The 22,331-nt window shown below is 74.1% G+C and carries 12 protein-coding genes; 8 read left to right on the top strand and 4 right to left on the bottom strand.

The genetic code is table 11. The features are described from left to right. Positions 1-11: 11 nt before the first annotated feature. Genes IE180_RS37400 through IE180_RS36695 form a run of 3 tightly spaced genes read left to right on the top strand, consistent with a single transcriptional unit; the run spans position 12 to position 3,327 of the window. Entirely contained in the window at positions 12-1,907 is a 1,896-nt protein-coding gene (locus tag IE180_RS37400) for an AAA family ATPase (protein ID WP_308434444.1), read from the top strand. Further along, on the top strand, positions 1,904-2,578 hold the full coding sequence (locus tag IE180_RS24350; RefSeq protein ID WP_190159076.1) for a 4Fe-4S single cluster domain-containing protein: 675 nt from the start codon (positions 1,904-1,906) through the stop codon (positions 2,576-2,578). The genes IE180_RS37400 and IE180_RS24350 overlap by 4 nt, the downstream gene beginning before the upstream one ends. After that, on the top strand, positions 2,566-3,327 hold the full coding sequence (locus tag IE180_RS36695; protein WP_229860819.1) for an FHA domain-containing protein: 762 nt from the start codon (positions 2,566-2,568) through the stop codon (positions 3,325-3,327). The genes IE180_RS24350 and IE180_RS36695 overlap by 13 nt, the downstream gene beginning before the upstream one ends. A 108-nt stretch (positions 3,328-3,435) precedes the next feature. Here IE180_RS36695 and IE180_RS24360 read toward each other — a convergent pair whose 3' ends face one another. Beyond that, on the bottom strand, positions 3,436-5,025 hold the full coding sequence (locus IE180_RS24360; RefSeq protein ID WP_190159077.1) for a glycosyltransferase family 39 protein: 1,590 nt from the start codon (positions 5,023-5,025) through the stop codon (positions 3,436-3,438). Between the two features lie 254 nt (positions 5,026-5,279). Here IE180_RS24360 and IE180_RS24365 point away from each other — a divergent pair, with 254 nt between their 5' ends. The 3 genes from IE180_RS24365 to IE180_RS24375 all read left to right on the top strand — a co-directional run bounded on the left by IE180_RS24365 (position 5,280) and on the right by IE180_RS24375 (position 9,135). Further along, a complete protein-coding gene (locus IE180_RS24365) occupies positions 5,280-6,617 on the top strand; it encodes an MFS transporter (protein WP_190159078.1) in 1,338 nt (445 codons plus the stop codon). Between the two features lie 136 nt (positions 6,618-6,753). Beyond that, positions 6,754-7,782, top strand: coding sequence for a guanitoxin biosynthesis L-enduracididine beta-hydroxylase GntD (gntD, locus tag IE180_RS24370; protein ID WP_190159079.1), 1,029 nt, complete (start codon positions 6,754-6,756; stop codon positions 7,780-7,782). A 453-nt stretch (positions 7,783-8,235) separates the two neighbouring features. Next, entirely contained in the window at positions 8,236-9,135 is a 900-nt protein-coding gene (locus IE180_RS24375) for an ArsR/SmtB family transcription factor (RefSeq protein WP_190159080.1), read from the top strand. 30 nt (positions 9,136-9,165) lie between these two features. Here the strand turns inward: IE180_RS24375 and IE180_RS24380 are convergent, their stop codons facing one another. After that, the gene (locus IE180_RS24380) at positions 9,166-9,807 is read right to left on the bottom strand and encodes an ATP-binding cassette domain-containing protein (protein WP_190159081.1); all 642 of its coding nucleotides are present in this window, start codon (positions 9,805-9,807) and stop codon (positions 9,166-9,168) included. A 188-nt stretch (positions 9,808-9,995) separates the two neighbouring features. Here IE180_RS24380 and IE180_RS24385 point away from each other — a divergent pair, with 188 nt between their 5' ends. Together IE180_RS24385 and IE180_RS24390 are read left to right on the top strand one after the other, a co-directional pair. After that, positions 9,996-11,153 carry a sensor histidine kinase gene (locus tag IE180_RS24385; RefSeq protein ID WP_190159082.1) on the top strand — a complete coding sequence of 386 codons (1,158 nt, stop codon included), beginning with the start codon at positions 9,996-9,998 and terminating at the stop codon, positions 11,151-11,153. Then, positions 11,144-11,785: a response regulator transcription factor gene (locus IE180_RS24390; protein WP_190159083.1), complete on the top strand. Its 642-nt coding sequence runs from the start codon at positions 11,144-11,146 to the stop codon at positions 11,783-11,785. Before IE180_RS24385 ends, IE180_RS24390 begins: the two co-directional genes overlap by 10 nt. A 54-nt stretch (positions 11,786-11,839) precedes the next feature. On the opposite strand, the gene IE180_RS24395 is transcribed toward IE180_RS24390, so the two are convergent. Both IE180_RS24395 and IE180_RS24400 read right to left on the bottom strand, forming a co-directional pair. After that, complete coding sequence (locus tag IE180_RS24395) at positions 11,840-13,117, bottom strand: serine hydrolase domain-containing protein (RefSeq protein ID WP_190159084.1); 1,278 nt, start codon at positions 13,115-13,117, stop codon at positions 11,840-11,842. Then, the gene (locus IE180_RS24400; RefSeq protein WP_190159085.1) at positions 13,114-22,320 is read right to left on the bottom strand and encodes a non-ribosomal peptide synthetase; all 9,207 of its coding nucleotides are present in this window, start codon (positions 22,318-22,320) and stop codon (positions 13,114-13,116) included. The genes IE180_RS24395 and IE180_RS24400 overlap by 4 nt, the downstream gene beginning before the upstream one ends. Positions 22,321-22,331: the final 11 nt, after the last annotated feature.

Raw genomic sequence — 22,331 nt, forward strand, 5'->3', positions numbered from 1 at the left:
GAGGAGGGCCTTTGTCCGCCGAGGACACGCGCGCACCCGGGAGCGTCCCGCCGACCGGCGGGCCGCCGTTCATCAGGGAGTTCGAGGCGACCCTGCCCGTGCACGCGCAGTTCGTGCTGTGGGGGAACCGCCATGACAGCTTCCTCGTCCGGGAGCCGGGCGGCACGCGCCCGCGTCTGCTGTCCCTGCCCGACCTGCTCTGGGAGACGCTCCGCACGAGCGGCTACGCGTGCCTGCTCGTGCACGACCCCGTGGACGGCCTCAGGGTGCACCTGCCGGCCACCGCCACGGCGGAGGAGACCGAGCGGGCCGAGGCTGCCGCGGCCCGGCTGCTTCCCCGGCTCCCGCGGCCGGGGACCCTCCTCTCGCTGGAGGCGCTGCGCACGCTGATGGCCGGACTGGCCCGCCCCGCGCTGCGGATCCGGGCCGCGCTGGCGATCGACGACGCCTCCCGCATCGCGCGCGGCGCGACGGAGATGGAACCGAACGAGCGGGACTTCTTCAGGTTCTGCGCCAGGCTCTCCCGGATCGCCGTCCCGGTGGGGGCGCCGGACGGCCGTACGACCCCGCTGTACAACCCGGTGATCTGGCTGGCCGACCGGGAGGGCGACCTGCCGGCCTGGCTCACCTCGGGCAACGACCAGATCCGGTCCATCGGGCTGCCGGTCCCGGACCTGGGCGACCGCCAGACCACGGCCCGCCTGCTGATGAAGCCCTTCGGCGTCACGGACCTCGACGCGGACGCGCGGGCGGCCGGGGCGTGCGACGCGTTCGCCGCCCGGACGGACGGGCTCACCCTGCAGGCGATGATCGAGATCACCCGGCTGGCCCGGGACCGCGGCCTGACGGCGACGGAGCTTCCGGACGCGATCCGCCTCTACAAGCTCGGCGTCATGGACAACCCCTGGAAACGGGAGTACCTCCGCAAGCGGATCACGGACGGCCAGCATTCGATCCCGCGGCGCGTCGTCGGACAGCCGCAGGCCGTCACCAAGACCCTCGACATCCTGAAGCGGGCGGCCCTCGGGCTGTCCGGCGCACAGCAGTCCAGGTCCTCGGACCGGCCCCGCGGCGTGCTGTTCTTCGCCGGCCCCACGGGCGTGGGCAAGACGGAACTGGCCAAGGCCGTCTCGTCATTGATCTTCGCGGACGAGTCCGCCTACCTGCGCTTCGACATGAGCGAGTTCTCCTCGGAGCACGCCGGGGACCGGCTGATCGGGGCGCCGCCGGGATACGTCGGGTTCGAGGCGGGCGGCGAACTGACCAACGCCGTGCGCCGGCAACCGTTCAGGGTGATCCTCTTCGACGAGATCGAGAAGGCGCACCCCCGGATCCTGGACAAGTTCCTGCAGGTCCTGGAGGACGGCCGGCTGACGGACGGGCGCGGCTCGACGGTGCGCTTCTCCGAGTCCGTCCTCGTGTTCACCTCCAACCTCGGCATGAGCGTGGAGGACGGCGGCGGACGGCTCGTGCCCCACGTCCACCCCGGCATGCCGTACGAGGAGATCGAGGAGCGCGTGAAGACGGCGATCAGCGACCACTTCACCCGGGTCCTCGGCCGGCCGGAACTGCTCAACCGCCTCGGGGACAACATCGTGGTCTTCGACTTCATCGGCCCCGAGGCGGCCGCCCGCATCTTCGACCTCCAGCTCGACAACATCGTCTCCCGGGTCCACGAGGAGCAGGGCATCGTCCTGGACGTGGCCCCCGGCGCCCGGGCCGCCCTGCGGGAGCGCTGCGCCGGCGACCCGCGCATGGGCGGCCGGGGCATCGGCACGGCCCTGGAGTCCCAGTTCGTCAATCCCCTCGCCCGGGCCCTGTTCGACCGGGACCCGGCGGCGGGTGCGCGCGTCCGGGTGACCGGTCTGCGGCGCGAGGGCGACATCGTCTCCGTGGAGCTGGCATGACGGCCTCCCCCGCCTCCCCCCGCCCCGTCCGGCTGATGCTGAACAAGGCGCACTATCCGGTGACCTCGCTGGGTCCCGGGACCCGGGCGGGCATCTGGACGCAGGGCTGCACGATCGGCTGTGCCGGGTGCGTCTCGCGGGACACCTGGGCGGCCGACCCCGGCACGCTCGTGGACGTCGAGGCGGTCGGGTCCTGGCTCGCCGGCCTGCCCGATCCGCTCGACGGGATCACGATCTCGGGGGGAGAGCCGTTCCAGCAGCCGGAAGCGCTCGCCGCGCTCCTGGACCGGATCCACGTCCGGCGCCGCGAGCGGCCCGCGCCCCTGGACGTGCTCGTCTACAGCGGGTACTCCCTCGCCCGGCTGAGGAAGGAGCACCCCGCGCTGCTCGACCGGTGCGACGCGGTGCTCACCGGCCCGTACGTCGAGCGCCTCAACACCCCCGGCCTGCGGTGGAGGGGTTCGAGCAACCAGCGGCTGACCGCGCTGACCGATCTCGGGCGGGAGCGGTACGAGGGGACCGGCCCGGCCGGATCGCCGCCCATGCAGGTCGCGGTGGCCGACGGCCGCATCTGGTTCATCGGCGTTCCCCGCCGGGGCGACATGGACCACCTGAGCACCCGGCTCCGATCGGCCGGCATCACCATGGAAGAAGTGTCGTGGCGCAGTTGATCTGCTCGATCTGCGGCCTGGCGGCGGAGGAGGACGACCTCGTCTGCCGGGGCTGCTCCGGAAACCTCAGCCGTCCCGTCGCCGCCCGCCGTCCGCCGTCCGGGGCGGAGTCCCCGGGGGCGGTGGGCGAGGGCGGTCCGGCCGAGGAGGAGACGGAGGAGGAGCTGGATGAGGAGCCGGAGGAGGGACCCCTGGCCTGCCCGCACTGCGGGGCTCCGGTTCCCGTGCCGACCAATCAGGTGTGCGTGGCCTGCCAGCGGTTGCTGGGCGGGGCGCGGCCGTCCCGTACCGCCGCCGTGGACGTCCGGGCGACCCGTACCGCCGCCGTGGACGTCCGGGCGACCCGTACCGCCGCCGTGGACGCGCGGCCGACCCGTACCGCCGCCGTGGACGCGCGGGCGACCCGCCGCGACCTTCCCACCGCCGTCCTGCGGATCCGGTTCGGCGCGGTGGAGCGCACCGTGACGCCGGGCGGCACCCTGCTCCTCGGCCGGGCTCCGGCCGCCCGCACGACGCGCGGTCTGCTGGCCCGCCACGACAACGTCTCCCGTCGGCACGCGACCGTCGGCCTGGAGCCGGACGGCACCGCCTGGGTGCGGGACGAGCACTCCACCAACGGCACCTTCGTGAACGACGGTCCGGTCGGCGCCGGTGTGCGGACGCCCCTCCGGGACGGTGACGTGCTGAGGCTGGCCGCGGACTGCACGCTCGTGATCGCCCTCGACGGGCCGGAGGGAGAGGGGCGGTGACGGCCGGGGCCCCGGGTCCCCCGGGGACCGGCTTCCCGGAGGGCGGTCGAGCCGGCCGTCGCCGCGCCCCGGGGCCGCCCCGGTCCGTCGCTCCCCGTCCGTCCCGCCTCAGTCGCACCCCTTGGTGCTCTCGGCCGTGATCGCCTCGGCCGTGTACGGGCACTGGAAGCCGATCCAGCGCAACTGCTCCCACAGCTGCGGCCAGGGCTTCAGCGGGCCGCGGCACACCAGGAACCCCTGGCCGTCGTCGGAGACCGGGAGGTCGTTCTCGTACGCGCCGCGCGGCTCGCACGAGGCGAAGAGCGCCCCGAACCCCTTCGGGTCGACGCCGATGGCGATGACGGTCGTCTTGTCCTCGCCGGGCACGCCGAAGTCGGCGTACGAGTTGTGGCCGCTGTACGCCTTCGGCAGCCCGTACTCCGGCCCCCACTTGTCGATCGCGCCCGCCTGGCCGTAGTGGTTGCCGTAGATGACGGTGTGCGCCTGCTCGTCCGCAGGCAGCGAGCGGTAGACGGCGCCCACCTGCCGGGTCATCTCGGGCCAGCCGACCTGGTCGAACTGGACGATGGCCATGCCGCTGAGGACGGGGTTCCCCGCGTACACGTGGAGCGGCAGCGTCGGCAGCAGCAGGATCGCGCTGCTCAGGGCGTTGAGCGCGGTCAGCCCGCCGATCACCCCGAGCCGCTTGGCGTCGCGGGCCCACCGGTCGACGACCACGGCCCCCGCGGCGAGGAGCACGTACTGCAGCGCGGTGGTGTAGGCGCCCTGTCCGCCGACGACCAGCAGCACGACCACCATCAGCGGGTACGACCAGCCGACGAACCGGTAGGCGCGCCACTCGGGGCGGCGCAGCAGCGCGACGAGACCGGCGATCCACACCGGGTTGAGGAAGAAGCCGATGAGGAGGAGCTGCATCGGGACGAAGGTGCTGCGGGACAGGGAATCCAGCGCCTTGGACAGCGCGGCGCTCATCTCCAGCTGCGGCATGCCGTGCGTGATCTGCCAGATCAGCACGGGCGAGGCGATCACCACGGCCACGCCGACCGCGGCCGGGAAGCGCCGGGTCCGGAACACCCACCGCGGTCCGGACACCAGCAGACCGGCCCCCAGGCAGAGCAGCAGGAGGACCAGCAGGTACTTCGCGGTCAGGCCGACGCCGACCACGACGCCGATCGCCCACCACAGACGGGTGTCGCGGGTGCGCGCCATCCGGATCAGCAGCCAGGTCACCGTGATCCAGGACAGCTCGTCCCAGTTGTTGGTGCCCATGATGTGGCCGGTGTACATGACCAGGCCCGAGGCGAACGCCATGAACCCCGCGAGCACCTGCGCCCGGGAGCCGCCGCCCAGCTCGCGGGCTATCAGCGGGGCGAGCAGCACGGCGAGGGAGGCGAGCAGCGCCGGCACCACGCGGAAGCCGAAGAGGTTGTCCCCGAAGACCGCCATCTCGGCCTTGGCGACGAGGGCGACGAGCGGCGGCTGGTCGACGTAGCCCCACGCGAGGTGACGGCTCGCCGCCCGGGTGTAGAGCTCGTCCACGTGGTAGCCGTGCCGGGTGGCCAGCACCAGCAGGCACACCGTCATCGCGGCGGCGGTCAGGGACACCGGCCGCCACGGCACGGGAGCGAGCCCCGCCCCCTCCGGCGGCGGCGTGGACGCCTCCTGGTCCGAGGGCGCGGTCGCTTTCACGAAAGTCATCGGGACTCCGTTCCGTCAGGGCTCGCCGGCCGTGCCGGAACGCCGGACACGACTCAGCCCTCCAATATCGGCGCGCCCGCCGGTGTCCTCAACGAACTTGAACCGTGCCGACATCGCGCAGGCCGTGGCCCGCGTCCGGGGGCGGGAGGCGCTTGGCCTGGGAGTTTCGTCCAGGGGGCAACTTGATGGCGAGGGCCGCCCCGCCGCCGGAACACTCGGTGACGTCGGCTGCCGTCACACAGGGAAGGCACGGCATGACCCCACCCCTGCCGCGCAACCGGAACTACCGCGTTCTCTGGTCCGGCATGCTCCTGTCGGAACTGGCCGGCGAGGTCGCGTACATCGCGTTCCCGCTGCTCGTGCTGGCCCACGGGGGCTCGGCGACCGCGGTCGCCGGCGTCGCCGCGGTGCTCGCCGGGGCCCGGACCCTGGTCAGCCTGCCCGCCGGGGTGCTGGCCGACCGCGCGGACCGCAAGCGGGTGATGGCGGCGACCCAGGGCGTCCGTACGGTGGCGATGCTCAGCGTCGCCGTCGGCGTCCTGCTGGGCGACTGCCCGCTGTGGCACGTCCTGCTCGTGGCCGTCGTCGAGGGCGCGGCCGCCGGCGTCTTCGTACCGGCCGAGAACGCGGCCCTCCCCCAGGTCGTCCCGGAGGACGTGCTGCCGCGGGCACTGGCGCGCAACGCGGCCCGGCCGTTCGCCGCGCTGCTGATCGGTCCGGCGCTGGCCGGTTTCACGTTCGGGCTGCACGAGGTCCTGCCGTTCGCGCTGAACACCTCGGTCCTCGCGGTGTCGTTCGTGGCGCTGGCCGCCCTGCACCTGCCGCGCCGCGCCGCCGGCCCCCCGGTCGGGTCCCCGGCCGACGGAGGGGCCGTGACCACCGTCGCGCCGCGGCCCGGCGGGTTCGGGCCGCTGCTGCGCATGCGGACCGTACGCGCGACGACGGCCTGGATCGTCGGCGTCAACCTCGCGTTCCACACCCTGGTCGTGCTCGTGCTCGTCGTGTCGGGCGAGGAGCACGTCGCGCCCGGGCAGATGGGCCTGATGATGACGTGCTTCGGCGCGGGCGGTCTGGTCGGCGCCCTGATCGCCGACCGTCTGCACGCGGCGGCGCTGTCGCCGGGGGCGCTGGTCATCGGCTCGACCTGGGTCTTCGCCGCCGTCGCCGTCGCCATGGCGTACGCGCCGCGCGGGGTGCCGCTCGGCATCCTGCTGGGCGTGGCCGCGACGGCCATGCCGGTCGCGAACACGACCGTGATCACCTGTCAGCTGGCGTCCGTGCCCGACGGCTTGCGGGGGCGCCTGTCCGGCCTGGTCGCCCTCGGTTCCGAACTGGCCGCCACGGCCGGCCCCGTCACGGCCGGTGTGCTGTCGGCCGGCACCGGCGACGGGTCGGTGCGCATGCTCGGCGCGGCCGGGCTGCTGGCGGTCGTCGCCGTCGGCGCCACCCTGAGCCCGACGCTGCGCCGCCTGGGGCCTGCCTTCCGGATCGGGCCGGATCGGGGAGCGGGGCCCGGTGCGTCCGCTCGCGAGGCGGAGGAGGGGAGCAACGCGGCGGGGGCACCTCCCGGCGGTGGCCGGGGGAGTCACTGACCGACGACGACGCGGCGGGCGGGCGTGCCGGGCCCCGCGAGCCCGGCCTGATCCGGAAGACGGGCCCCGGCGCCGCCCCGGCCGTCCGGAGCGCCCCGGCCGGCGCGCTCCTGACCACAGACAACGGAGGAAGAAGATGCTGCAGCTCCAGCTGCGCGACGAGGACGTCGTCGCCATCGAGAAGATCACCGCGGAGGTCGCGGGACGGTTCTCGTCCATCGAGGATCCCGCCCTGCACCGGGCCGCCCAGGTCTACGCGCACGAGTTGCCCCGCGGGCTGCGGACGGCGCTGGTCGACTTCAGGCTGACCGAGCCGTCGGGGGTGCTGGTCGTGTCCGGGCTGCCGGTCGACGACCTGTCGCTCGGCCCCACACCGCCGGACTGGCGCGAGAAGGCCGCGCCCGACGCGACGCTGCGCCTGGACATCCCGTTCCTGCTCATCGGCTGCCTGCTGGGCGAGCCGATCGGCTGGGCCACCCAGCAGGACGGGCGGGTCATGCACGACATCTTCCCGATGCGCGCCCACGAGCACGGTCAGATCGGCTGGGGAAGCGCGGAGACGCTCGCCTGGCACACCGAGGACGCCTTCCACCCCCTGCGCACCGACTACCTGGGGCTCATGTGCCTGCGCAACCCCGACGGGGTGGAGACGACCTTCGCCGACATCGCCGACGTGCGGCTCGACGAGGCGACGCGCGCGGCCCTGGCGGAGGAGCGCTTCAGGATCCTTCCGGACGACTCGCACCGGCCGCAGAACCAGGTGGGGGGCGACCACCGGGATCCCGAGGTGGCCGAGCTCATGAGGCGCAGCGCCGAGCGGGTGGAGAGCGCCCTGCGGTCCCCGGAGCCGGTGGCGGTCCTCTTCGGCTCCCCGAAGGAGCCGTACATCCGGCTGGATCCCTACTACATGCAGGGGGTGCAGGGTGAGCGCGAGCAGCGGGTGCTGGACGAGATCGGGGCGGCCCTGGACGGTGCGATGAGCGGGGTGGCGCTGGCCCCCGGCGACATCGCCTTCATCGACAACTACCGCGTGGTGCACGGCCGCAAGCCCTTCCGGGCGCGGTTCGACGGCACCGACCGCTGGCTGCGGCGGCTGAACATCACCCGTGATCTGCGCAAGTCCCGGCACGCGCGGCTGACGGCGGAGTCGCGGGTCATCCACTGACGGCATATCTACTGACGGGTAATCCAACAATGCGCGGTGCGCGGCCGTCGACCGGCCCGGAGTCTCCGACAATGAATTTTCGGCCGACTGCGACTGAATCGCGCCCGTCGCTTTCGAGACACGCGGAAAAGCGCGGCAGGCGCGCACGGAGTTCGACGAAATGATCAACGGCGGCGCGGGACGGTCGGCCCCGGTCGGAGGGGCGGAGCAGGTCAGGCATTGGCGACGGCTGGAGAGGAAACGGTCACCCGGATCGCAATTACGTGGCCGGGGCACTGAATAACGAGGAGTCGCCCCCCTACCAAATCATTGACGGATCAATATCATTGCCATCGTCGGCGACCCACGCATGATCTCCTGCATGCAAAATGCGTCTCGGGGGTGGCAATGTTGCGCATCAAAGTTTCCAGCGAAGACATACAGCGGTTAAGAATGGTCCATACTTTAGGGCCCGTGTCCGAAGCGGTCTTCGCCCTCCACCACTTCGGACGCGACCGGGCGCGCGGCGGTGTCGGCTGGCACAAGTTCGTGCGCGAGCGCCTCGGCGACGACCTGCCCGCCGTGGGCGAGGTGGTGTCCAAGTACCGGGTGGTTCCCGACCTCCTGTGGCTGCTGGAACGGGAGGGCGCCGACGCCGACTCGGTACCGCCGGCCGTGCGCGCCCGCGCCCGCCGCCTCGCCCAGATCGTCTTCCTGTTCTGCAGCGCGGGCGTCCTGCCCTACTGGTCGCAGTTACGGGCCCGGCTGGAGATCGAGCGCGACGTGCGCGGGCGGATAGCGATCACGAACGGCGTCGAATTCCTGCTCGCGGGGCTGCACCCCAAGGTGACGTGGGAGTCCTCGGAGCTGTGCATCGCGTCCCCCACCGACCTCGAGATCGCACTCGACGGACGCGGCATGATCCTGAGCCCCTCGCTCTTCCTCCCCGACAAGACCTGCGTGCTCGTGCGCTCCGAGCGGCAGGCCGGCGTGCCGGCGCTCGTCTTCTCCGTGCCCCTGGACCTCAACGACCTGGAACCGCCCTCCGAGGAGTCCGAGGTCGAGGGCGACCGGGCGCTGGCCGCCCTGGTCGGAGCCACCCGCGCGGCGGCCCTGCGCGCGCTGTCCGAGAGCGGCACCACCGGCGACCTGTCGGACCGGCTCGGCATCTCCCTCTCCGGTGCCAGCAAGCAGGCCACCGTCCTGCGGGAGGCGGGGCTGATCACGACGCTGCGCAACCGCACCACCGCCACGCACACGCTCACCCCGCTCGGCCTGGCGCTCCTGCAGAGGGAGCTGCCCGCCGAGGTCACCGGCCCGCCGGGCGGGCCGCGGGCGCGCGAGCCGAGGCGCGTCGCGGGACCGCGCGGCTGAGGCATGACCCGCGTCCCGACGGCCACGCGGCTACGGCATGACCCGCGTCTCGACCACACGCCCCTCGGCGAGCAGCACCACCGCGTCGGCCCGTTCGAGAGAGGCCAGGTCCGTGGCCGAGGCCACGACGCAGAGCCCCTGCCGGTCCACCAGCTCGCGCACCATGTCCAGGACCCCCGCGGCGGTGGCGGGCGGAAGTCCGACGGTGAGGTCGTCGACGAGCAGCACGTCGGGAGCGCCGGAGACCGCGGCCACGACCGCCGCCACCCGCTGCCGAGCCTCCGTCAGTTCGCGTACGGGGGTGTCCCGCTCCTCCCAGAGGTCCAGCCGGCGCAGCGCGCCCCGCACCACCTCCGCCGCTCCGGCCGGCATCGGATCGAGCCCCGAGGCGAGCGTGGCGATCGTCGCCGCCTGCTCCGGCACGGGCAGGAGACCGACGTGCGCGAGCCGGAGCCCCTCGGCGAGCCGGACCTCCCCCGCCGTCACCGGCTCCAGACCGGCGGCGCACCGCAGCACGCCGGTCTTGCCCGCGGCGGCCGGTCCGGCCAGCGCCGTCCAGGTGCCGCCGTCGCACGCGAAGGACACGTTCTCGATCGAGTACCCGGATTCGGCGCCTCCGGCGGCGTTCGTGCCGACATGACATAGCTGCAGCGCCGGACTCTGTTCAGTCATGGTGGTCTCTTTCCATGCTCGGGAGGTAGGTTGTGCAACCGGTCCGCCGTCCCCGTTCCCACTCGGCGGAAGTGAGTCGATTCCGTCCACCTCTGGTCCCCGACACTCGGTCTGACCGGCATGTTAGGGCCTTCGGTGCGGAAGAGCCCATACCTTCCGCCCCAGGGAAAGAACTACAGCCTGCTGTAATGCGCGCGAAGTCGCGTTCTGCTCCGGTGATCCGCGCCTGGTCGCCACCGCTGCGGGCCACGGCTTATCTCCTCGGGGAATTCGGCACCGCGATCATGAGCATTCTCTCCTTCCTGCCGCTCTTCCACCCGGGCATGCGCCGGTCGTGGGCCGAATGGCACCGGCAGCGGGCCGGGCGGCTGCTGGACCGCCCGGTCCAGGAACAGGACATCGACCTCCCCCGTCATCTGTACTGGCTCGTCCTGCACGTCACCCTGGGCACCGCCTGCGGGCTCGCCACGGTCGTCTGCGTCGGCAACGCGCTGGTGATCGCGGCGACTCCCCTGCTGGCACGGGCGTTTCCGGCACGGGAACACCCGAAGACGGTGCTGGACGTCCCGGTGGCCGGCTGGCAGGAGGCCGTCGCCGGTCCGTCGGTGGGATCCGTCCTGTTCGCCGTCGGATGCCTGGCGCTGCCGCCGCTCGCCACGGGCTACGCCCGCCTGACCCTGGCCGTGCTCGCGCCGTCGCGCACCCGGATGCTCGCCGACCGCGTGGCCGCGCTCACCCGCACCCGCATCGACGCGATCGAGGCGCACGGCGCCGAACTGCGGCGGATCGAACGCGACCTGCACGACGGCACCCAGGCACGGCTGGTGGCGGTCGCCATGCGGCTCGCGGTCGCCCGGCAGTGCCTCGACCGCGACCTGTCCACCGTCGCCCGGATGCTGCGCGAGGCGACCGACGTCACCGAGGAGGCGATGGTCGAGCTCCGCGAGGTCCTCCGCGGCATCTATCCGCCCATCCTCGCCGACCGCGGGCTGCCGGGAGCCCTGCGCACCGTCGCCGCCCGGGGCGGCGTCCCGGTCTCCATCGACATCGGCGAGCTGCACCGGATCCCGGCGGCCATCGAGGCGGTCGCCTACTTCGTGGTCACCGAGGCGCTGACGAACGTGGCCAAGCACAGCCGGGCCACGGCGGCGGCGCTCAGGGTGTGGCGCGTCGAGGACGTGCTGACGGTCGTCGTCACCGACAACGGCGTGGGCGGCGCGCGGGAGAACGCCGGCAGCGGACTGGCCGGGCTCCGCGGCCGCGCCCAGGCCCTCGACGGCCGCGTCACGGTCGTCAGCCCGGCGGGCGGCCCCACCACGATCACCGTGGAACTGCCGTGCGGATAGTCATCGCCGAGGACAACGTCCTGCTCGCCACCGGCCTGGAGCTGCTGCTGACCCACGCCGGCTACGAGGTGGCCGAGGTCGCCGACGAGGCCGGGGGGTTCCTGGCCGCGGTCGACCGGCACCGTCCGGCCGTCACCATCGTCGACGTACGGCTGCCGCCCTCGTTCCGCGACGAGGGCATCCGGGCCGCGATCGAGGCCCGGCGCCTCCACCCCGGCCTGCCGGTCCTGGTCCTGTCCCAGTACGTGGAGCAGACGTACGCCTCCGAGTTGCTCTCCGGCGGCGGGGGCGGCGTCGGCTACCTGCTCAAGGACCGCATCAGCCGGGTCGACGAGTTCCTGGAGGCGCTCGACCGGGTGGCCGGCGGCGGCACCGCGCTCGACCCCGACGTGGTGGCCCAGTTGCTCGCCGGCCGCTCCCGACCGCTGTCCACGCTCACCCGCCGGGAGCGGGAGGTCCTGGCGCTCATGGCCGAGGGGCACGACAACGCCACGCTGGCCGCGAAGCTGTCCGTCACCGACAACGCCGTGCACAAGCACATCGGCAACATCTTCGCGAAGTTCGGTCTCACCGAGACCGACGCCGGCCATCGACGGGTCCGGGCCGTGCTGACCTATCTGGAGGCGCGCTGACACGAGAACGGCGGGGCCCCTCCGGGAAAGGGGCCCCGCCGCCGGCGGGCCGCGCTACTCCTGCCGGACGCAGAGCCTCCCGGTGATCTGCACGCGGTCGAGGGCGCCGGTCGCCGGGTCGCGCAGGAACCGCCCCAGGTACGGCAGCGCCGCACGCGGCCCGTCCCCCGAGGGCGTACGGAAGGAGAGGTCCCCGCCGACGAGGAGACGGACCGGTGCCGCCCCGGCGACCGAGAGCAGGAGGTCGCCGTCCTCGGCCTCCACCCGGCACGACCAGCCGCCGTTGGCGTAGTGCCCCGCGCACTCCGCCGGGGCCGGCCCGGACCCGGCGTCGTCCGCGTCCCGGGGGTGACCGTCCCGGGGGTGGTCGCCGACCTCCGGGCCGGTCTCGCGCAGCCGCCCGAGCAGCGACTCCCACAGGCGCGCGCCGCTGCTGCCGTTGGCGGTCAGCGCCACCACGGTCCGCGTCGACGGGTCCACGCGCAGATGGCTCCACGCCCCGTCGCCGGTGCCGTCGTGGCCGAACCAGGTCCCGTACCGCGACCATCCGGCGCCCCAGCCGTCCGCGAGGCCGTGGGCGCCCACGGCGAGCCCCTCCGTGACGTCCTCGCGCATCGCCCGCGCCGTCGCGGCGTCGAGCAGGGCGCCGCCCGGGCCGAGGCCCAGGTGCGCGGCACCGAACACCGCGAGGTCGCGGGCGGAGACGCACAGGCCCGCGGCCGGGTCCTCCAGCGGCGGCACGGACTGCTCCCCGATCGGCCGGGGCGGGGCGTCCGGACGTACGAGATGCCCCGAGGCGGTCGGCGCCGCGGCGTCGTGCCCCAGCGGGCGCAGCAGCATCGCCCGCACGGCCTCCGCCCAGTCCAGGCCGGTGATCTCCTCGACCAGCCGGCCGGCGATCACGTACCCCGGATTGGAATAGGAGAAGACCGTGCCCGGTTCGTGCACGGCCGTCTCGGCCGCGTGGCGGGCGAGCCACCGGGCGCGGGTGGTCCCGGCGGGCGGCTCGACGGTGTTGGCCGCCAGGCCCGCGGTGTGGCTGAGGACCTGACGGAGCGTGAACTCCGGGCCGGCGCGCAGTTCGCCCAGCTGCTCCGCCAGGGGTTCGTCCAGGTCCACGTCGCCGTCGGCGACCAGCAGGGCCGCGAGGGTCGCGGTGAACGGCTTGGTGAGCGAACCGAGCGGGAACGCCGTCGACGCCGTCACCGGCCTTCCCGAACCGGCCTCCTCCTCACCGGTCTCCGCGGTGCTCAGGACGCCGTCCTGCCAGACCGCCAGCTGGGCACCGGGCACGCCGTGCCGGAGCGCGAGCTCCGCAAGGAGGTCGTTCACCGGTCGTCCTCCGACCCGAGGCCCGGCTCGCAGAGTCGGGCGATCGACCGCAGCGCCGCCACGAGCTCGGAGCCGACCCGTTCGACCGTCCGGGGCTCGTGCAGGTTGACCGAGTAGTAGAGGTCGAAGCCGAGCCGGCCGTCCTCGACCGCGCCGACCACCTCCAGGGCCTGCACGACCCGCTCGCGCTCGTCCTGTTCCCGGCCGATCGGGTCGTGGAAGGCGTGGAACAGCGAGCGGTCGGCCGTGCGGGTGATCTCCTCGGTCTGGCTGTGGTAGTTGAACAGCACCGCGGGGGGCGTGTGCTCCGCCGTCGGCGCGCCTGATCCGGCGAGGTGGCGCAGCGCGCCGTGGCCGAGCCCGTTGCCGGGCACGGCGCGCAGGCAGCGGCGCACCGACCGCACGACGGCGGGCCAGTCGGGCTCGCCGTCCGTCCGCCCGGGCACCTCCAGCGCGACGGGGTACGAGCTGGTGAACCACCCGACGGTGCGCGAGAGGTCGATGTCGTCGAAGATCTCCTCGCGTCCGTGGCCCTCCATCTCGATCACCAGCCGGTCGTCGCCGGACCAGCGGCACATCGTCCAGGCCAGCGCGGAGAGCAGCACGTCGCTGACCCGGGCCCGGAACCGGCCCGGCGCCACGCGCAGCAGTGCCTCGGTCTCGTCCCGCTCCAGGCGCACCGGCATGATCCGCCGCGACGACACCACGTTCGGTCCGGAGCCGTCGGCCGGCAGCGGCGCCCCCTCGGGCACGGCCTCCCAGTACGCGGTCTGGTCCGCGAAACCGCCGTCGGCCGCGTGCGCCGCGAGCCTCGTGGCCCACTGCCGGAAGGAGGAGGTCTTGGCGCCGAGGTCGACCGTCCCGCCCGCGAGGGCCTGCCGGTAGGCGAGGTCCAGGTCGTGGTTGAGGATCCGCCACGACACCGCGTCGACCACGAGGTGGTGCACGGTCAGGTGCAGGTGCGGCCGCCGGTCCGGGCCGAGGTCGAACAGGACGGCCCGCAGCAGCGGCCCCTCCGCCAGGTCGAAGCCCGTGTCGGCCGCCGCGGCGATCCGGTTCATGACCGGGGGCAGTTCCTCGTCGGGCAGCCCCGAGAGGTCGTGGCGCTCGAACAGCTCGCCGGTCTCGGCCGCGGCGTTCCGCTGCGACCAGTGGCCCCGCTCGTCGCGGACGTACCGCATCCGCAGCGCGTCGTGGTGCGCGACGACCGCCGCGAGGGCGGCCCGCAGCGCGGTCTCGTCGGTGTCCGCCGCCAGTTCGACGTGGATCGACTGGGCGAGGTGGTGCGGGGCGACCGTGTTGCGGGCGAAGAACTCGTACTGGATCGGGGTGAGCGGCACCTCGCCGGCCTCGGCCCGCTGGGTGGCGGCGACCCGTCGGTCCCGGCCGGCCGCGGCGACGAGCCGCTCGACGGTCGGATGGCGGAACAGGTCGCTGGAGGAGACCTGCAGTCCCGCCCTGCGGCTCTTGAACACGACCTGGATGCTGAGGATCGAGTCGCCGCCGAGGTCGAAGAAGTCGTCGGTGACCCCGACGCGCTCCACTCCGAGCACCTCCGCCCAGATCGCGGCCATCGTGCGCTCGTCGGGGGTGCGGGGCTCCACCGGGGCCCGTCCGGCCGTCGCCGTCGTGGGCTCCGGCAGGGCCCGGCGGTCGACCTTGCCGTGCGGGGTGAGGGGGATGCGGTCGAGCCGGACGAGCGCGGCCGGGACCATGTACGCGGGCAGGCGGGAGGCGAGGTACGCGGTCAGTACGGCCGGGTCCTGCTCCGAGACCACGTACCCGACGAGGCGCCGGCGGCCCGGCTGGTCCTCGCGGACGACGACGGCCGCCCGCGCCACGTCCGGGTGTTCGGCGAGGGCCTGCTCGATCTCGCCGAGCTCGATGCGGTAGCCGCGCAGCTTCACCTGGTCGTCGGTGCGGCCGACGAACTCCAGCGTTCCGTCGGGACGCCACCGCATCAGGTCGCCGGTGCGGTACATCCGGGAACCGGGCTTCCCGAACGGGTCCGGCAGGAAGCGTTCGGCGGTCATCGCGGGCCGGTCCCGGTAGCCGCGGGACACGCCGTCCCCGGCGAGGTACGCCTCCCCGGCCACGCCCACCGGCACCACCTGGAGGTCCCGGTCGAGCAGGTAGACCCGGGTGTCCGCGGTCGGCCGGCCGACCGGGACGGTCCGCCCGGGCCGCCCGCCGCGCTCCACCGGGAAGCAGGTCGCGGTCACCGAGCACTCGGTGGGCCCGTACGCGTTGACGATCCGCAGGCCGGGCAGCCGGTCGAGGACGCGCGCGCAGTGCGGTGCGGACAGCGCCTCGCCGCCGACGACGACCTTGCGCAGCCCCGCGAGGATTCCCGGGTCGGTGTCGGCGACGGCGTGGAAGAAGCCCGCCGCGAACGACATGGCCTGCACCTCGTGGTCGCGCAGGAACTTGTCGAGTTCGTCGACCGAACGGAAGTCGCCCGGCCGCACGGCCAGGCACGCGCCGTTCAGCAGCGCCTGCCACAGCTCGTTCTGCGCGGCGTCGAACGAGATCGAGTGGTGCTGGGCGATCGTGGCGGCGTCGCCGAAGGTGTGCTCGCCCGCGGCGCGCACCAGGCGGACGAGGCCGCGGTGGGTGACCATGCCGGCCTTGGGGACGCCGGTCGAGCCCGAGGTGTAGACGAGCACGGCGAGGTTGTCCGGGACCGTGCGCGAGGGCGGCGGTCCGACGGCGGGCCCCGGCCGCAGGTCGTCGACGAGCAGGACCTCGGCGCCGGTCGGCGGCAGTCCGGGCGCGAGCGCGGCGCTGGTCAGCAGCACCGGGACGCCCGAGTCGCGGAAGAGGTGGGCGAGGCGCTCGGGCGGGTAGCCGGGGTCGAGCGGCACGTACGCGCCGCCGGCCTTGAGGACGCCGAGCATGGCGGTGATCATCTCGGCGCCGCCCGGCAGGCAGATGCCCACCGGCACCTCCGGGCCGACTCCCCGCCCGGCGAGGTCGTGGGCGAGCCGGTCGGAGCGGGCGTCCAGTTCGGCGTAGGTGAGCCGGTCGTCGCCGGCGACGACCGCGGGCCGGTCGGGGTGTTCGCGCGCGACCTCCGCGAACAGCTCGTGCAGGCACCGGTCGGGGTAGCCGGACGGGGTTCCGTTGAACTCCTCGACCAGCCGGTCGCGTTCGGCGCCGCGGACCGTCGGCAGGTCCCGCAGCACGGCGCCGGGCGTCGTCACCATGGCGTCGAGCACGCCGAGCAGGTGATCGGCGAAGCGGCCCGCGGTGGCGTCGTCGAACAGGCGCGGGTCGTAGCCGAGCCGCAGGTGGAGTCCGTCGACCAGGTGCGCCACGCAGGTGAGCGGGAAGTTCGAGGTCTCCAGGCCGGCCAGCGACCGCACCTCCAGGCCGTGCCGCCCGGCCGCGTGCTCGTCGTACGGGAAGTTCTCGAAGACCACGCAGCTGTCGAAGAGGTCGGTGCCCGCCGGGATCGCGGCCCAGTTCCGCACCTGGGCGAGGGAGGCGTACGCGAACTGGCGGCCGTCGACCTGCTGCTCCTGGATCTCGCGCAGCCAGGCGCGGAGTTCGCGGTCGGGAGAGACGGTCAGCCGGGCGGGCAGGGTGTTGATGAAGAGGCCGACCATCCCGTCGGAGCCGGGCAGTTCGGCGGGCCTGCCGCCCACCGTGGTGCCGAAGCAGACCTGCCGGTCGCCGCTGTAGCGGGACAGCAACAGGGCCCAGGCGCCCTGGATCAGGGTGTTGACGGTGATCCGGGCCTCCCGGGCGAAGCCCTCCAGGCGCCCGGTCTCCTCGGCCGTGAGCGCGAGGTCGACGTGGCCGGTGTCGCGGGACTGGTGCGAGCGCAGCGGCGGCCGGTCGTACGGCAGCGCGGTCGGCGCGGAGAACCCCTCCAGCAGACCGGTCCAGTACGCCTGCGCGGCGGCGGTGTCCTGCTCGCCCAGCCAGCGCACGTACTCGCGGAACGGGCGGCGCGGGCGCGGCGGCGCGACCTCGCGTCCCCGGAGCGCGGCGTGCTCCGCGAAGACCTCGCCGAGGACGTCGGCGAAGCTCCAGCCGTCGAGGAGCAGATGGTGCGAGGAGCAGCGCAGGTGGACGGTGGTCGGGGAGAGCCGGGCCAGGTGCAGCCGCAGCAGCGGCGGCCGCGACAGGTCGAGCGGCTCGCTCGGGGCCTCGGCCAGGAGGCGGATGCGGTCCTGCTGCCGGGCCTCGGTCAGCTCCGACCAGTCCTCGATCACGGCGGGCACGCGTACGTCCCGGTGGACCACCTGGAGGGGGCGGCCGGCCTCGGCGTCGGCGATCGCCGTGCGCAGCACGGGCGTGCGGTCGACGACGCGTTGCCAGGCCTCGACGAGCAGCGCGGGGTCGGGGACGCCGTCGAGGACGAGCCCGACGTGGGTGAGGTAGATGTCCTCCTCGTGCGCGTCGAGCGAGTGGAACAGCAGGCCGCTCTGCATGGGCGTGAGCGGGTAGACGTCCTCGACCGTGCGTCCGTCCCCGGCGATCCGGTCGACGCCCGCCTGGTCGAGTCCGGCGAGCGGGAAGTCGGACGGGGTGCAGCCGCCGGCCCGGGAGCAGTGCGCCACGATGTCGGCGAGCGCCGCGGTGAACCGCTCCGCGAGGCCGGCGATCGTCGCCTCGTCGTGCAGCGCGGCCGAGTACTCCCAGGAGAACTCGAGCCGGCCGTCGCGGACCATCCCGGTGACCTCCAGGAGGTTCGGGCGGGTCAGGTCGGCGCCCCGGTCGGGCGCCGGGCTGGGGCGCCAGGCGCGCAGCAGGCCGTCTCCCGTCACCACGTCGAAGTGGCCGTGGTAGTTGAAGCCGACCTGGCAACGGCCGCCGCCCAGACCGGCGTTCTCGGTCAGGTGGCGCAGGGCGCCGTATCCGATGCCGGCCTCGGGGACCGCGCGCAGGGTCTCCTTGACCGCCTTGATCCGGGTGCCCCAGTCCTCGCCGGGCACGGGCAGCACCACCGGGAAGAGCGTGGTGAACCAGCCCGCCGTGCGGGACAGGTCGACGTCGTCGAAGAGGTTCTCGCGGCCGTGGCCCTCCAGTTCGACCGCGACGGCGTCGCCGCCGGTCCAGTCGGTCAGCACCGCCGCGAGCGCGGTCAGCAGCACGTCGTTGACCTGGGTGCGGTACGCCGACGGGACGTCGCGCAGCAGCGCGCGGGTCGACTCCGCGTCGAGGACGGTCTCGACCGTACGGGCGTGGGCGAGGGTGTCGGGCGCCGGACCGTCGGACGGCAGGGGCGCCGGGTCGTCGGCGGGCAGGGGGGCCGCGCCGTCGACCGGCAGGGGCGGGCAGGCGGCGGAGGCGGTCTCCACGGCCTGCCAGTACGGCCGTTCGTCGTCGAAGCGGCCGGACGCGGCCGCCTCGCTCAGCCGTCTCGACCACTCCCGGAAGGAGGTGGTCTTCTCCGGGAGGCCGACCGGCAGGCCCCGTGCCGCCTGCGCGTGGGCGAGTTCCAGGTCGGAGAGCAGCACCCGCCAGGTCACCCCGTCGACGACGAGGTGGTGCGCCGTGACGAACAGCCGGTCGGGCTCGGGCGCCCCGGTGAGGAGCACCGCGGCGAGCAGGGGTCCGGCGTCGAGCCGGAATCCGGTCTGGGCCGCCGTGACCGCCTCGCGGACCGCCCGCTCGCGGGCGTCGCGGTCGAGCCCGGACAGGTCGACCGTGCGGAACGGCTCGCCCGCCTCGGTGGCCGCGCAGTGCTGCCGCCAGGAGCCGTCGGCGGGGACGGCGCGCAGCCGCAGCGCGTCGTGGTGGTCGAGCAGCGCCGTCACCGCCGTGCGCAGGGCGGCCGGATCGGTGCCGGGCGCGAGCTCGACGAACATCGACTGGTTGAAGTGGCCGGCGCCCCCCGGGTACTGCTCGAAGTACCAGTGCTGCACGGGGGTGAGCGGCACGTCCCCGACCGCGTCGACGGCCGTCCGCGGGGCCGGGCCGTCCACGGCCCGCTCCTCCGCGGCGGCCCGCTCCTCCGCGGCCCGGACGGCGGCGGCCAGGTCGGCGACCGTCTGGTACTGGAAGATCTGCTTGGCGGTCAGGCGCAGGCCCGCCCGCCGCGCCTTCGACACGACCTGCAGTCCGACGATCGAGTCGCCGCCGAGCTCGAAGAAGTTGTCGTCGGCGCCGACCGTGCCGGGTGCGAGGCCCAGGACCTCCGCCCAGACGGCGGCGAGCTCGGTCTCGGTGCGGTCGCGCGGCGGCACGTGGCCCGCGGGGGCGTGGTCGGTGGTCGTCGGCGTCGGCAGCGCCTTGCGGTCGAGCGTGCCGCTCGGGGTCATCGGGAGCTCGTCGAGGACGACGAGGGCGGAGGGGATCGCCGGGTCGGGGACGATCCCGGCGAGGAACGCCCGGAGCTCGGTGAGGGCGGGGGCGGTGCCGTCCGCGGTCAGGTAGCCGACGAGCCGGTCGCGCCCGGCCGGGTCGGGCCGTACCGCGGCGGCCGCGGCGGTGATGCCCGGGTGGCGCAGCATGGCCGCCTCGACCTCGCCGAGCTCCACCCGGAAGCCGCGGACCTTGACCTGGTCGTCCGCGCGGCCGAGGTACTCCACGTCGCCGTCGGGCCGCCAGCGTCCGATGTCGCCGGTGCGGTAGAGCCGTCCGCCGGTGAACGGGTCGTCGAGGAAGCGCTGGGCGGTCAGCTCGGGCCGGTTCCAGTAGCCCTGGGCGACGCCGTCTCCGCCGATGTGGATCTCGCCGGGCACGCCGACGGGGACGGGGCGCATCCGGGCGTCGAGAACGTACGTACGGGTGTTGCCCAGCGGTCGGCCGACCGGCACGATCGCCGTGCCGACCGGCTCGCCCGCCCGCAGCCGGTAGGTCGTGGAGTCCACGGTGGTCTCCGTGGCGCCGTAGTTGTTGGTGACGACGGCGTCGGGGGAGAGCAGTTCCAGGACCGCGGCCGCGTCGTCGGCCAGCCACGCCTCCGAGCCGACCGCGAGGACGCGCAGCGAGTCGGCCCGGCCGCCGGTCCAGGACAGCTCCTGGGCGATCGCCTTGGCCAGCGACGGGGTGGTCACGAGGAGCTGGGGGCGGACCTCGGAGATCAGCGCGGCCAGCGCGGGCGGGTCGGTGATCACCTCCGTCGGGCAGATCACCATCTCGCCGCCGTACATGGCGGACATCAGGAAGTCGCCGAGGAACAGGTCGACGGCGAGGCTGGACACCGACAGGGAACGGCCCCGCAGTCCGGTCAGGTCGTAGCGGTCGTCCCAGGCGCGCATCATGTGGACGGCGTTGCGGTGGCTGACCATCACGCCCTTGGGGCGGCCGGTCGAGCCGGAGGTGTAGACGACGTACGCGAGGTCGTCCGGTCCGGCGGCCGTGGTGGGCGCGGTGGCGGGCCGGCGGGCGATCGCGTCCTGGTCGGTGTCGAGCCGGACGGTGGTCCAGGGGCCTTCGGCCACCGCCGCCGAGTCGGTGATCAGCACCGGTGTCGCGGCGTCGTCGAGCATCATGGCCAGCCGCCCGGCGGGGTGCTCGGGGTCGAGCGGCACGAACGCGCCGCCGGCCTTGAGCACGGCGAGCAGCGCGACCACGGCGTCCACGCCGCGGTCGAGGCAGACGCCGGTCAGCACGCCCGGCCGGACGCCGGCCGCGACCAGGTGGTGCGCCAGCCGGTTGGCCCGTTCGGCCAGTTCGGCGAAGGTGAGGCGTCGGCTGCCGTCGCTCACCGCGACGGAGCCGGGCGTCCGGGACGCCTGCTCGTCGAAGATCTCGTGGAGGGTCCGGGCGGGCGGCACCTCCAGGGCCGGCCCCTGCCAGTCGGCGGTGAGCGTCCGCAGCTCGTCGGCCGGCAGCATGGACAGGCCGGCGAGCGGGGCCGTGGCCTCCTCCGCCACCGCGCGCAGCAGGGTGACCAGGTGGCCGCCGAGGCGCTCGACGGTCGCCCGGTCGAACAGGTCGGTGCTGTACTCCAGGTAGCAGACGAGCGAGGAGGCGTCCTCGTAGAAGTCGAACGTCAGGTCCAGCTTCGCGACGTCGACCGGCGGCTGGATCTCGGTGACGTCGAGGCCCCGGAAGGCCGGCAGCGTGTCGGCCATGTTCTGCAGGTTGACCATCACCTGCACCAGCGGCGGCCGGGAGGCGTCCCGGTCCGGCCGCACCGCCTCGACGAGGCGCTGGAAGGGGACCTCGTCGTGGGCGAAGGCCTCCAGGAGGCCGGTGCGCACCCGGCCGAGCAGCTCGGTGAACGACAGCGACTCGTCCACCTGGGAGCGCAGCACCACGGTGTTGATGAAGAAGCCGATCAGGTTCTCCAGTTCGGGCCGCTGCCGGCCCAGGGTGACGGTGCCGACCGCCACGTCCGTCTCGCCGCAGTAGCGGGCGAGCAGCACCTTCGTGACCGTGACCAGGGCCATGAACAGCGTCGCGTCCTGTCCGCGGCTCAGTTCGCGCAGCCGGTCCAGCACGTCGGCGGGGATCTCCACCGGCAGGGTCGCGCCCGCGGGCGTGCGGACGGGCGGCCGCGGCCGGTCGGTGGGCAGTTCGGCCGTGCGCATCCCCGCGAGCCGGTCGCGCCAGTGGGCGAGCTGCTCGTCGAGGTCGGCGGCCCGCTCGCGCTCCCAGGCGGCGTAGTCGGCGTACTGCACGGACACGGGCGGCAGGGCCGCGGGGGCGCCGCCGACCGCCGCCTCGTAGCCGGCGGCCAGCTCGCCGAGCAGCCGTCCGGTCGACCAGCCGTCGCACACGATGTGGTGCATGGCCAGGACGAGCACGTGCTCGCGGTCGTCCACGCGCAGCAGGGTGGCCCGCAGCAGCGGCCCGTGGCGCAGGTCGAAGGGCTCGTTCATCTCCGTCGCGAGGAAGCGTTCGACCGCGGTCCGCGCGTCGGGCCCCGACACGTCGACGACCGGCAGCTTCTGCCCGGTGTGCTCGTGCACCACCTGGACGCCACGGCCGTCCAGGGCGTCGAACGTGGTGCGCAGCGTCTCGTGCCGGAGGACGACCCGGTCGAGCGCGGCGGTGAGCGCCGCGGCGTCGAGGTCGCCGCGCAGCCGGAGCGCGCGCAGCGTGTTGTACTCCGCGCTGTCCGGTTCCAGTTCGGCCAGGAACCAGAGCCGTTCCTGCGCCGACGACATCGGCAGCAGGCCGTCGCGGGGGACGGTCGGGATCGGCCGCTCCTCGGACGCGGACTCGCCGGCGAGGCGACGCAGCAGCTCCTCCTGCAGGTGCGCCGGTACGGACGCGAACTTCTCGTCTGGCTGGGTCATCTGCGTTCCTC

This window comes from Streptomyces litmocidini, assembly GCF_014649755.1.
Taxonomy (GTDB): domain Bacteria; phylum Actinomycetota; class Actinomycetes; order Streptomycetales; family Streptomycetaceae; genus Streptomyces; species Streptomyces litmocidini.